This window comes from Nocardioides sp. NPDC059952, from assembly GCF_042730435.1.
Lineage (GTDB): Bacteria > Actinomycetota > Actinomycetes > Propionibacteriales > Nocardioidaceae > Nocardioides.
The window spans coordinates 120,160-131,888 of record NZ_JBHWLY010000005.1 but is presented as its reverse complement, the minus strand read 5'-3'; the positions used below and the strand labels follow the sequence as shown (position 1 = coordinate 131,888).

Below are 11,729 nucleotides of genomic sequence, written 5' to 3'. Positions count from 1 at the left end.
GTTGGCGCCTGCGCTTATAGCTCAGACGGTTAGAGCACCACACTGATAATGTGGGGGTCGGAGGTTCAAGTCCTCCTAAGCGCACAGCACTCGCCCTGGACTCCGGTTCGGGGCGTTTCTGTTTTTCAGCCGCCCGATGCCGTCATGCCGGGAGGGACAGGTCTCGTTGCCGTAGAGCGAGGGCTCCGGCCACGCCCAGCACCACGCTGGTCACGGCCAGGCCCAGGATCGGGCCGTAGCTGATCGCGACGGCGGGCGCGTTCGGGACGTGGCTGAAAGGCGAGAGGTCCGAGAGCCAGGAGGGAAGCCCCATGGAGGGGCCGAACATCGGGCCGACGGAGACACAGAACACCACCAGCAGCCAGGACAGCCCGACGGACCACCGCGGCAGCACCATGACGACGGTGACGACGGCAGCACCGAGCACGCCGATGGCGGGGAGCTGAACGAGCGCTGCGCCGACCAGGTCGCGCAGCAGCGATGCGGTCCCGCCGAGCGCCTGCCCGCCCGCGACGCTCATCGCCGTGGCATAGACGAGCATCAGGGCCGTAGCCCCGACCAGTGCGTTCACCGCGTACGCACCCAGCCAGCGCAGCCGGGAGACGGCGGTGCCGAGGAGGGGCTCCACGGTGCCCTGCGCCTCGTCGTGGCGTAGCCGGAGCAGCAGTGTGACGGCATAGATCGCCACGGCCATCCCGGCGATCTGCATCATCGACGCCCAGTAGGCGCCGAGCAGGTCGACACCGCCGCCGAAGGTCTCGTACCACTCCGTCGCCGCTCCTTCGAGCCCCTCGATCCGGTCGCTCAGCGCCCCGAAGATCAGCCCGAACCCGAGCATGCCGATCGTCCAGCCCAGAAGGACACCACGCTGCAGCCGCCAGACCAGGCCGAAGGGACTCAGCAGCGCGGGACTCGCGTGCGCGGCGCCGCGCCGTTCGGGCCAGATCCCCCGGCCGACATCACGTCGGTCGATGAGCACGAGCGCCAGTCCGAAGAGCATGCCCGTGACGATCGCGCCCAGCGCCACCGGCCACCAGAGATTGTCGGCGAACGGTCTCATCTGCTGGCCCCAGCCGATCGGAGAGAGCCAGGCCGGCCAGGCGCTGCTGACCCGGAGGGCGGCGGAGTCCACGGTCCCGAGCATGTTGCCCAGAGCTGCGAACATGAACGAGACTCCGAGAGCGGCGCCGGCGAAACCGATCGCGCCGCGGGCAGTGGATGCCAGCTGGGACGTCACCGCGGCGACACCGGTGAAGGCCACCCCTACGACAGCGATCGATGCGCCTCCCGCGAGCGATCCGGCCAAGGCCTGTCCGGCGACAGCCATGGCGAGGCCGAGCATCAGGGCCAGAACGGCGTTGGCGGCGAAGGTGACGACCACGGCTGCGGTCAGCGACGCGTAACGGCCGACCACCCCCGCGGCGAGCATCTCCTGACGGCCGAGTTCCTCGGCCTGGCGGGTGTGCCGGACCACCGCGAGCACGCTCATCATGGCGGCGAGCACGGCCAGGGTCAGAGCATCGCGGTGCAGGGTGTAGCCACCGATGCTGGCGCCGGTCACCAGGCCGAGCACCCGCATGCCCGGGTTCTCCACCACGATCTGGGTATCGGGCCCGAGCAGCTCCGGATGTGTCGTGTAGTTGTCGTCGAACAGCGCGGTCGTGGCTGCCAGGAACGTCGCCATCCCCAGGATCCAGGCAGGAAGTACGATCCGGTCGCGCCGGAGCGCGAGCCGAACCAGACGTACGGTCCCGGTGAAGCCGCTCATCGAGTCGCCACCACCCCGGGGCCGCTGGTGCGGTCGTGAGCCGAGCCGTCCTCGCCGTAGTGCCGCATGAAGAGCTCCTCCAGGGTGGGAGGAGAGGTGGTCATCGACCGCACCTCCAGGTTGACCAGGCGCTCGAGCACCCGGTTCAGCTCGCCCGCGTCGACGCTGAACTCTGCGTGCCCGTCCTGGACGTGCGCGTCGTGGACGCCGACCCAGCGGGTCACCGACTCGATCGGCCTGGCGGTGTCGACGACCACCGACGTACGCGTGAGGTGGCGCAGCTCCTCGAACGTGCCGGACTCGGCGGCACGGCCGGAGCGGATGATCGTGACGCGGTCGCACAACGCCTCCACCTCGGAGAGGATGTGGCTGGATAGCAGGATGCTTCGCCCGGCCGTGCGCAGGTCCTGGACGACCTCCTGGAAGACGGCCTCCATCAGCGGGTCCAGCCCTGAGGTGGGCTCGTCGAGCAGATAGAGCTCCACGTCGGAGGCGAACGCCGCCACCAGGGCGACCTTCTGCCGGTTGCCCTTCGAGTAGGCCCGGATCTTCTTGGTCGGGTCGAGCTGGAAGCGCTCGAGCAGGTCCTCCCGACGGGCCGAGTCGAGCCCGCCCCGCAGGTCGGCCAACAGGTCGATCACCTCACCGCCGGTGAGGTTCGGCCACAGGTTCACCTCGCCCGGCACGTACGCCAGCCGTCGGTGCAGCTCCACCGAGTCGCGCCAGGGGTCACCGTCGAGCAGGGCGACGTTTCCGGCGTCGGCGCGCAACATTCCGAGCAGGACGCGGATCGTGGTGGTCTTACCCGATCCGTTCGGCCCCAGGAAGCCGTGCACCTCCCCCGTCTCGACCTTCAGATCGAGGCGGTCCAGGGCCCTTGTCCCGGAGCCGAAGTCCTTCACCAGTCCAGATACCGCAATCGCGCTCACCGACATCACTTCCCCACAGCCGCGTCCGGAGGTTCACATCCCCGATCTCGAGCACATCGCACCCCGGGGAGGAACCGGCAGGGACGAACGCCGCTCGTTGACGTGGCTTAGGTCTCTCCGTACCAGGGCGGATGACCACCGTCCGCCGCTCAGAGCCGGCTGGACGCGTCGTGGTCGTGAGTGGGGACGACCCGCATCAGATGGCGAGCCAGGTGCAGGCGGTGGAGGGTGGCGAAGGCGGCGTCGCGATCCTCGTCGACGAGGTCCCCGGGGAAGGCCGGCTTCTGTCGGATCAGGTCGACCTGGTCGTAGTGCCAGGCAGCGTCGCCGGCGATCAGGACCCAGCCGGAGGCGGTCCGGGCGAGGACCCCGACGCTGCCCGGCGTATGGCCGGCGAGCTCCACGAGCAGGACGGAGCTGTCGCCGAACAGGTCGTGGGAGGCGGTGAAGGTCGCGACGGGCGGGCCGTCGAGGTCGTACGTCTCCACGGGCCGGCCATCGGTGAGGGCCGGGCGCACTCCGCCGACGGGCGGGCGACCGGGGCCGAGGATCCAGTCGCGCTCGATGGTGCGGAGGCGTACCGGGAGACCGGGGAGGTCCAGGAGGCCGCAGACGTGGTCCCAGTGGGCGTGGGTCGGAAGTGCGAAGTCCGGCTCGACCAGCGCCGTTCGCAGCGAGTCGATGGTGGGAATGGTGTCGGTCGGCGGCGTGACCAGGCGTCGCAGCATGGCCGGGAGCTCGCTCAGGGCTCGTTCGGGGGCGTCGCGGCAGTAGGAGGGGTCGACGACGAACGTCGCCTCGGGATGACTGATGACGAAGCAGGTCATCGCGTTGCGTACGCGCCGGCGGAGGCCGGCGCCTTCGATGAGGCCACCGGCGGGCAGGCTGCGCGGGACCTGAGGCATGGTGCTGACCGTCACCGTTCGGTCGCCCGGGGGCAGGCCGGCGTCGGTGATCGAGGAGAGCAGCCGTTGGTCAGGGCGGCGGGGACGCAGCAGGCCGCGGCCGAATCCACCGAGGGCCCCGACCATCTCGCGGGCCGTCGGGGTGACAGGAGTAGCAGTGAGATCGCTGGTCACACAGGGAACGTACCGACCACAGGACGGCGGGCCAACCGACCAGGGTAGGAACCGCGTGCGAACATCACCGTCATGACGAAGATCGACCTTCCGTTCGACCTCGATTCGATCCCGAGCAGGACCCGCCGATGGGTCCGGGGCGGGATGAAGCGCACCGACAGGTGGGGCCGGCGGCTGGGTGGGCGGGTCGGCCCGCTCATCCCCATGACGCTGGCCACCGGTGGCGCCGACGACTGGACGCCGCAGGGGCTGGGCTACGACCCCGAGACCAACCTGCTGGCCCAGAGCTACTACTCCCACGACAACGGCTCGGCGTTGGTGCTGGTCGACCTGAAGAGCGGCAAGTCCGCGGCCGAGGTGCTGCTCGTCGGTTACAACGGAAAGGCCGGCCCCGGGCACGCCGGCGGCGTCGCGATCGACGGCGACGACGTCTGGGTCTCCAAGGGTGCGGGCGGCGCCGGTCGGCTCTACCGCTATTCGCTCTCGGCCATCCGTGAGGCGGCGAAGGCCGCCGAGGTCGAGCCGATCGAGGCGCCGGCGAAGGTGGCGGCCGGCTCCTACTGCCGGATCCGTGGCGATCGCCTCTACGTGGGAGGCTTCGGCAACCAGACGCTGTTCGCCTACGCGAAGGGTGAGAACGGCGAGTGGGACTTCGCCGAGCCGGTCGTCTCCACCACGACCCCGCCCAAGGTCCAGGGCGTCGTCGTGCGCCGCGACGAGTACGTCTTCTCCTCCTCGTTCGGGCGTCACCGCCCGAGCACCATCTTCGTCTGCGAGCGGAGGTCCGACGGCGGTGTCGGCGCGGTCCGGCGCAAGTTCAAGTTCCCGAACATGGCCGAGGCGATCGTCGAGGTCTCGGGCGAGCTCATCGCCACCTACGAGTCCGGCGCCTCCCCCTACAGCCGGCCCTCGGCGCGCGGGTTCGGGATCCTGACCGGCCGGATGTGGGCGAGCACCCACATGACCTGTACCCCCATCGCCTCCTTGGGCCTGGCGCCCGATCCCGAGGCCGGTTGATTTCGTACGCTTCAGGGCGGGCCGGTACGCTTTCCAGGTCTAACGGGCAGCAATGCTCACCACGACCCGCAGGAGATGACATGAAGAAGTTCGTCCTCGTACTGCTGGCCGCGGCCGGCATCATCCTCGCCAAGAAGAAGCTCGACCAGTCGAACCCCGAGAAGGGTCACTGGGCCGCGGCGACCGACAAGGTGAACTGACCGACGGACACCCGTCCGGGGCGTTGGCGCAATTGGTAGCGCACCTGCTTTGCAAGCAGGGGGTTAGGGGTTCGAGTCCCCTACGCTCCACCAGGTCAGAGGCTGGTTTCCGCCTCGCGACCAGGCCGATTCGGCCAATACGCTGAGCCTGCTCAGACATCGTGGCCCCGCCGGATCGACGGGGCCACGAGCAGTAGTGAAGATCAGAACGTGCGTCGCACTGTGACCGTGGTGGTCTTGCCGCTTCGGATGTTCTTTGTGATCAGTACGGCCTTGGTGAACTTGTTGGTCCGCTGGAAGCCGGTGAAGCGGTGCCGGAACTCGCCGATGTTCGTGTCAACGCCGACGTTGACGACCTTCGACTTCTCCTGGAAGCCGGCCGGAGTCCACAGGCGTACGGTGAGGCGGTACTTGCCGAGTCGGTTCGCCTCGCCGTCGACCCGGACGACGCCGGAGTCGCGGCGCACGGTGATCTGGGAGGACGGGCCCATGCCGATGACTCGGTTGGGGTTCTGGTCGACGCTTCCGACGCAGAGGACCGAGTAGTCGCCCGAGAAGTACAGGCCCATGACCGGCTTCGGCCAGGCGCGGGTGGACTTCGTGGTGTCGCGTACGACGCCGTCGACCGGGTGGAGCATCTCTGGCTCGGTCGACGGAAAGGATGGGTCGCTGTTGCCGACCATTGTGAATCCGGACCAGTTGGGCCTCTTCACGTCACGAATCACGGTCGTTCCGATGGTGCCACCGGTGGGCGAGCGCCGGGCGCCGACGGTGATGACACCAGCGCCGCCCTGGCAGGCGCTGGTGACATTGACGGATGGGGTGGTCGCTGCTTGCGCGGAACCGCCGAACGACAGGGTCGCTGCGCCGAGCGCGAGGGCGGCGGCAGCAAGCGTGAACTTGCGGAGCATGGGGTCTTCCTTCGACGTCGAGGCGCGCTGCAACGTGCGGCGCGCCTGCATTGAAACACCCCAGCAGGTATCCGTCTGTGAATTCGGCACACAGAACCCCAACAGCGCTCGTAGAGCAGGGTTAGGTTCGAGTCCCCTACGCTCCACCAGAATCGAGGCTGCCGAGTGAGCATCAGCAGCGAGGTCTACACCGAGGTCTCTCCGACCCACGAGGTCAACGAGGACTTCGTGCTCGTCGGGCAGGACTTCGTCATCGTGCTCGACGGGGCGACACCCGTCGCCGGGCTCGAGAACGGTTGCATCCATGACGTGCCGTGGCTGGTGCGCCAGCTGGGTCTCCGGCTGGCTGAGGGAATCACTGCGCCCGGCAACGCCGATCTCGCAAGCATCCTCGAGCGCGCGATCGAGCAGGTCTGCGACGCTCACACCGACACCTGCGACCTCGACGACCCCAACAGCCCCTCCTCGACGGTTGCCCTCCTGCGCGTGCGAGGCGGACGGGCGGACTATCTGACCCTCGCGGACTCGTTTGTCGTGTTCCGGATGGCCGACGGCAGCATCCGTCAGATCACGGACGACCGGCTCGACCACCTCGACGACTACTCGGTGGCCGCGTTCGGCGCGGCTCGCAACACCCACGAAGGGTTCTGGGTCGCCAGCACCGTGCCGGAAGCCGCTCGCCATGCCGTCACCGGCGGCATCGACCTCGGCTCGCAGCAGGTCCGCTCGATCGCCGTGCTGACCGATGGGGCTGCGACGCTCGTCGAGCGCCACGGCCGGACCTGGGAGCAGCTGCTCGGCATCCTCGAGATCGGCCCGGAGGAGCTGGTGCGGCGTACGCGAGAAGCCGACGAGGTCGCCGCCACCGGGTTTCACGGGAAACGGCACGACGACGCTACTGCCGTGCTCTGCCGCCTCGTCGGCAGCGTGTGACCTCAGGTACGCGGGGCTCTCGGCCTGGTCAGCCCGGCGTCGGGATCATCCTGTCGAGAACGGTGTGCAGGTGGTCGCGGAACCGGTCCAGGGTCGCGGCGTCGTCGGTGGCGACCCGGTTGCCGGCGGCATCGATGATGCCGGCCCGGGCGAAGGAGTGCGCGGTCCACACGATGGTGAAGACGAGCATCTCGACGTCGACGTCGGCTCCGATCCCGGCGCGTGCCAGGGCGGTCCGCACCGCGCCCGCGACCTCGGCGATCAGCGGTCCGGCGAGGTCGCTCTCGAACTCGATGAGGTCCTTGCCCTCCGAGAGCCAGCGTCGCATCCACAGCGCCGGAACCTCGCGGTGCTCGAGGCAGAAGGCGAGGTACGCATCGACGAAGTCGATCAGTCCGGCCAGGGTCTCGGCAGGGGTCGGGCCCGTGGACTCCAGATGCTTCAGTGCGTCGAGGACGACCGCGCGCTGGGCCTCGTGGGCGCGGCGCATGACCTCGCGATAGAGCTGTGGCTTGCTGCCGACGTGGTAGGCGACGGTGGCGATGTTGAGCCCGACGGCGTCCGCGATCGCGCGGGTGCTGGTGGCGTCGTAGCCGCGCTCCGCGAACAGATCCGTCGCGGCGACCAGGATCCGCTCTCGACTGTGGGTGTCGTCGGCGCGCTGGCTCATGGTCCCGAGGATAACCGTCTCCATCACTTGTTGGAGAAATCCTCGGAAGAGCCTTGTCCAGCTCTCCATCATGCGATTGACTGACGCCCGATCAGATACCCAGGAGGGCTCATGGACATCACCGAGGTGGCGGTGATCGGTGCCGGCGCGGCCGGCCTCACCGCGGCGAAGGCGCTGCTCGAGGAGGGCCTGTCCGTCACCGTGCTCGAGCGCGGCGACCGTCCGGGCGGGCTGTGGGCACGGGACAACGCGAGCGGCCTGTCGCCCGCCTACGACAGCCTCCACCTCAACACCAGCAAGGGCCGTACCGAGTTCGTCGACTTCCCGATGTCCGTCGACTGGCCGGACTATCCCTCGGCGGACATGATCGCCGGCTACCTGAAGTCCTATGCCGACGAGCACGGGGTGACCGAGCGGATCCGCTTCGGCACCACCGTCATCGGCGTACGCCGCACCGGCGACGGGTGGGAGGTGACCTCGACCGGCCCGGACGGAGCGGCGACCACCACCGAGGCATTCGACGCGGTCGTGGTCGCGAACGGCCACAACTGGGACCCGCGCTGGCCGTCGCCTGCCTACCCCGGTGACTTCGCCGGGCACCAGATGCACGCGCACGACTACCGCTCGCCTGACGTCTTCGCAGGTCAGCGCGTGCTGGTGGTCGGGATGGGCAACTCGGCGATGGACATCGCCGTCGACGCATCCCACGTCAGCGACGGGCCGGTGCTGCTCTCGGCGCGGCACGGTGCCCACATCGTGCCGAAGTACCTCTTCGGCCGTCCGGCCGATGCCACCGGGGCTGCCCTCGCGCGACTCCCCTGGCGTCTCCGGCAGCGGATCGCGGAGACGATGCTGCGGGTCGCGGTGGGCCGGCCGGAGGCGTACGGGCTGCCGGCGCCGGCGGGCGGACTGTTCCAGAACCACCCGACGATCAGCGACACGATCCTGCACCGGCTGACCCACGGCGAGGTGGTCGCGCGGCCGGGGATCGAGCGCTTCGACGGCGCCACCGTCAAATTCACCGACGGGAGCACGGACGAGGTCGACGTCATCGTCTGGGCCACCGGCTACCGGGTCAGCCTGCCGTTCCTCGGCACGGAGTGGACGGGCGAGGACCCGGAGTCGATGCCGCTGTTCATGCGGGTCTTCCACCTCGAGGACCCGACGCTCGCGTTCACCGGCCTGATGCAGTCGACCGGGGCCGCGCTGCCGGTCGTCGAGGCTCAGGCCAAGCTCGTCGCGGCCTGCTTCAGCGGCCGCTACGGGCTTCCCGCCCCGGCCGCGCAACGTGCCGCGGTGACCAAGGCGTACGCCGCGGCGCTGGCGCGGTGGGGCGCGAAGCGCCCGATGATGCGCATCGACTTCGACCAGTACGTCGCCGCGGTCCCGCGGGAGATCGCGTCCGGCACGGGCCGCGTCGGCCCGGCCCGGAACCCGTCCGTCACCAGCGAGGAGTCGCGCGCATGAGCAGGCAGAACCGGCAGGACGTACGCGGCAAGCGGGTCCTCATCACCGGAGCCTCCGGCACCATCGGCCGCGCGCTGGGCGCCCGCCTGGTGGCCCAGGGGGCGCAGGTCGTCGGGCTCGACATCCGCCCGACCGGCGACGAGCTCTATCCGGTCGTCGCGTGCGACGTCACCGACGACGCGAGCGTCACGACCGCGGTCGAGGAGGCCGTCGGGCAGTTGGGCGGAGGGCTCGACATCCTCGTCAACAACGCAGGCATCGGCGGCCCGGCGCCCGCGGAACTGCCTCCCGGCGAGGAGGTACGCCGCCAGCTCGACATCAACCTCGTCGGCACCTGGCGGGTCACCGCGGCCTGCGTCGACGCGCTCGTCGCCGACCGTGGCCGGGTGGTGATGGTCGCCTCGCGGATGGCGGTGCTCCAGCTGCCGCTGGCCGCTGCGTACGGCGCGTCCAAGCGGGCGATGGTCGCCTACGCCGACGCGCTGCGCCACGAGCTCGGCACCCATGTCGGGGTCACCTGTGTCTATCCGTCGGCGGTGCGCAGCCCGATCCACGACTCGACCGCGGCCGCGGGGCTCTCTCTCGAGGGAATGAGCAGCTACGAGCCGCTGGAGGGTGTCGTGGACGCGATCGTCCGCGCGGCCATGTCGACCCGCGTACGCCGCGACGTCACCACCACGCGCAGGGGAGCGCTCGAGTTCTTCATCGCCCGCCACCTGCCGGCCGTGTCGGACCGCATCGTGCGGCGCACCCTGGCCGAGCGTGCGCGGGCCGGTGCCTTCGAGGGTGCCGACCTCGCCGTCGGCGTCGTGCGCCGCCACCGGGAGATGGCATGACCACGCTGCCGGCGGTGCGTCGCGCGCGCGTCGGCACCCTGTCGGAGTACGGCGTCGGCTCGGTCGGGATGGGCGTATGGGTCACCGTCCCGGGCCTGCTGCTCCTCTACTTCCTCACCGACGTGCTGGGCGTCGCGCCGTTCCTGGCGGGCCTGACGATCCTCGCGCCGAAGGTGATCGACGTGATCGTCCACCCGCTGCTCGGCTCGCGCTCGGATCGCGAGGCCGTACGGCAGGGACACCGACGCTCGATGATGACCCGTGGGGCCCTGCTGGGCGTCGCGATGGCCGCGCTGTTCGCCGTTCCCGGTGGCCTCGAGGGCTGGTCGGCTGCCGCCTGGGTCTGCTGCTGGCTGGTCGTCGGCAACCTGCTCTTCGCGAGCTTCCAGGTGCCCTACCTGACGACGGCGTCCGATCTCGACATCGACTACCACGAGCGCACCCGCGTCTTCGTCTACCGGATGGCGTTCCTGACCGTCGGGCTGCTCAGCGCGGGGGTGATCGCCCCGGCCCTGACCGCGTCCGGCAGCCGCGCGGCGTACGCCCAGATGGCCGTGGCCCTCGGGGTCGTCATCGTGATCACGGCGTTCGTCGCCATCCGGGGGGTCCGGCGGCTCACCGCCGAGTGCGGGGTGCGGCCTCCGGAGACGGGGTCGGCGCACTCGGTGCTCGACGACCTCCGGGTCGCGTGGCGCGACCGCAACTTCCGGTTCCTCGCGCTGTCCTACCTGCTGACGGGTACGACGACCCATCTGTTCCTGGCCGCGCTGCCCTTCGTGACCGACCACATCTTCGACGACAAGAAGCTGACGGCGCTGCTGATGGGCCTGTTCCTCGGTCCGGCGCTGGTCGCGGGGCCGGTCTGGCGGGCGGTGTCGCGCCGCATCGGCAAGCAGCGCGGGCTGCTGCTGTGCCAGTCCATCTTCGTGGTGGGCTCGCTGGTCCTTCTGGCCGGCGCGGCGGTCGGGATCGCGGTCACCGCTCCCGCGGTCGTCGCGCTCGGCGTCGCGTTCGCAGGCCTGCAGCTGTTCGCGTTCTCGATGGTCCCCGACGCCGTGGACGCCGCCCGCTCCGCCGGGGTCTCCCGTGCGGGCGCCTACACCGGTGCCTGGACGGCGACCGAGGCGCTCGGCACCGCGCTCGGGCCCTACCTGTACGCCGGGGTTCTCGGCCTCGGTGGCTTCGTGTCCGGCACCGCCGGCGAGCACATCGTCCAACCGCACTCGGCGCTGGTGGCCGTGGTCGTCGGGTTCACGATCGTGCCCGCCGTCCTGATGAGCGGCGCGATCCTGCTGCAGCGCCGTTACGAGCTCGACTCGACCGCGTCCTGAAGCAGGGCGGCGTACGCCGGTCGCAGCTCCTCGGACCGGGCCATGACCCGCTGGACGACGACGGCAGCGTCCTCGTCGGCCGGCGGTTCCGGCGCGTCGAGGACGCCGGCGAGGTGGTCCAGGCAGACGTGCCAGCCGACGGCGGAATCGGTGTTCCCGGTGGGACTGCCGAACCAGGTCACGAAGGTGAGACGGGTGCCGTCGTCGGTGGGCTCGAGCTCGAAGCGGAGCAGGTCGGTCAGCTCCTCGCGGCCGTCCATCCCCCAGGTGAACTCGAAAGTCCGGGGCGGGTCCCAGACCCGCAGCTCCCCCGCCGAGACGTAGCTGTCCGGGTCGACCCCCATCTCCTCGATCGCGTCGGTGGTGCTCGCCAGCTCCAGGCCCTCGGGCCAGAACGGGAGACTCAGCCGCGCTCCGGCAACACGCTCCCCGACGATGTCCGTCGGGAACCAGTGCCGCAGGCCGTCCGTCTCGGTCAGGGCCCGCCACACCTTCTCGGGTGAGTGGCGCAGCTGGCGTACGTAGCGAAGGCCCGCCCTCTCGCCGTCGCGGAGCACCTCGCCCAGGGGTTCGGTCGTCTCGGTCATC

At 70.1% G+C, this 11,729-nt stretch carries 12 protein-coding genes and 2 tRNA genes; 8 read left to right on the top strand and 6 right to left on the bottom strand.

What is annotated here, in order from left to right; translation table 11 throughout:
* Positions 1-10 precede the first annotated feature (10 nt).
* A tRNA-Ile gene (locus ACFV9G_RS04080) sits at positions 11-84 on the top strand.
* 58 nt (positions 85-142) lie between these two features.
* On the opposite strand, the gene ACFV9G_RS04075 is transcribed toward ACFV9G_RS04080, so the two are convergent.
* The 3 genes from ACFV9G_RS04075 to ACFV9G_RS04065 all read right to left on the bottom strand — a co-directional run bounded on the left by ACFV9G_RS04075 (position 143) and on the right by ACFV9G_RS04065 (position 3,776).
* The gene (locus ACFV9G_RS04075; protein WP_378725111.1) at positions 143-1,768 is read right to left on the bottom strand and encodes an ABC transporter permease; all 1,626 of its coding nucleotides are present in this window, start codon (positions 1,766-1,768) and stop codon (positions 143-145) included.
* Positions 1,765-2,703 (bottom strand): ATP-binding cassette domain-containing protein, encoded by a 939-nt coding sequence (locus ACFV9G_RS04070; protein WP_378725109.1) that lies wholly within the window; start codon positions 2,701-2,703, stop codon positions 1,765-1,767. Before ACFV9G_RS04070 ends, ACFV9G_RS04075 begins: the two co-directional genes overlap by 4 nt.
* Before the next feature lie 143 nt (positions 2,704-2,846).
* Entirely contained in the window at positions 2,847-3,776 is a 930-nt protein-coding gene (locus tag ACFV9G_RS04065; RefSeq protein ID WP_378725107.1) for an MBL fold metallo-hydrolase, read from the bottom strand.
* Positions 3,777-3,848: 72 nt separating this feature from the next.
* On the opposite strand from ACFV9G_RS04065, the gene ACFV9G_RS04060 reads away from it, so the two are divergent.
* The 3 genes from ACFV9G_RS04060 (at position 3,849) to ACFV9G_RS04050 (ending at position 5,086) form a co-directional block, all read left to right on the top strand.
* Complete coding sequence (locus ACFV9G_RS04060; protein WP_378725105.1) at positions 3,849-4,793, top strand: hypothetical protein; 945 nt, start codon at positions 3,849-3,851, stop codon at positions 4,791-4,793.
* An 80-nt stretch (positions 4,794-4,873) separates the two neighbouring features.
* Positions 4,874-4,993, top strand: coding sequence for a DLW-39 family protein (locus ACFV9G_RS04055; RefSeq protein WP_378725103.1), 120 nt, complete (start codon positions 4,874-4,876; stop codon positions 4,991-4,993).
* A 17-nt stretch (positions 4,994-5,010) separates the two neighbouring features.
* A tRNA-Ala gene (locus tag ACFV9G_RS04050) sits at positions 5,011-5,086 on the top strand.
* 110 nt (positions 5,087-5,196) lie between these two features.
* Here the strand turns inward: ACFV9G_RS04050 and ACFV9G_RS04045 are convergent.
* Positions 5,197-5,904, bottom strand: coding sequence for a hypothetical protein (locus tag ACFV9G_RS04045; protein WP_378725102.1), 708 nt, complete (start codon positions 5,902-5,904; stop codon positions 5,197-5,199).
* Between the two features lie 165 nt (positions 5,905-6,069).
* Here ACFV9G_RS04045 and ACFV9G_RS04040 point away from each other — a divergent pair, with 165 nt between their 5' ends.
* On the top strand, positions 6,070-6,837 hold the full coding sequence (locus tag ACFV9G_RS04040; protein ID WP_378725100.1) for a protein phosphatase 2C domain-containing protein: 768 nt from the start codon (positions 6,070-6,072) through the stop codon (positions 6,835-6,837).
* 28 nt (positions 6,838-6,865) lie between these two features.
* On the opposite strand, the gene ACFV9G_RS04035 is transcribed toward ACFV9G_RS04040, so the two are convergent.
* The gene (locus ACFV9G_RS04035) at positions 6,866-7,507 is read right to left on the bottom strand and encodes a TetR/AcrR family transcriptional regulator (RefSeq protein ID WP_378725098.1); all 642 of its coding nucleotides are present in this window, start codon (positions 7,505-7,507) and stop codon (positions 6,866-6,868) included.
* Positions 7,508-7,618: 111 nt separating this feature from the next.
* Between ACFV9G_RS04035 and ACFV9G_RS04030 the strand changes: the two genes are divergently transcribed.
* From ACFV9G_RS04030 to ACFV9G_RS04020, 3 genes are read left to right on the top strand one after another with little or no spacing between them, the layout of a single operon-like run.
* Positions 7,619-8,974, top strand: coding sequence for a flavin-containing monooxygenase (locus ACFV9G_RS04030; protein ID WP_378725096.1), 1,356 nt, complete (start codon positions 7,619-7,621; stop codon positions 8,972-8,974).
* Positions 8,971-9,810, top strand: coding sequence for an SDR family NAD(P)-dependent oxidoreductase (locus ACFV9G_RS04025; RefSeq protein WP_378725094.1), 840 nt, complete (start codon positions 8,971-8,973; stop codon positions 9,808-9,810). Before ACFV9G_RS04030 ends, ACFV9G_RS04025 begins: the two co-directional genes overlap by 4 nt.
* Positions 9,807-11,141, top strand: a complete 1,335-nt coding sequence (locus ACFV9G_RS04020) for an MFS transporter (RefSeq protein WP_378725092.1) — start codon at positions 9,807-9,809, stop codon at positions 11,139-11,141. Before ACFV9G_RS04025 ends, ACFV9G_RS04020 begins: the two co-directional genes overlap by 4 nt.
* On the opposite strand, the gene ACFV9G_RS04015 is transcribed toward ACFV9G_RS04020, so the two are convergent.
* Positions 11,114-11,728 (bottom strand): SRPBCC domain-containing protein, encoded by a 615-nt coding sequence (locus ACFV9G_RS04015; protein WP_378725090.1) that lies wholly within the window; start codon positions 11,726-11,728, stop codon positions 11,114-11,116. The two genes, ACFV9G_RS04020 and ACFV9G_RS04015, sit on opposite strands and share 28 nt — an antisense overlap.
* Between the last annotated feature and the right edge of the window lies 1 nt (position 11,729).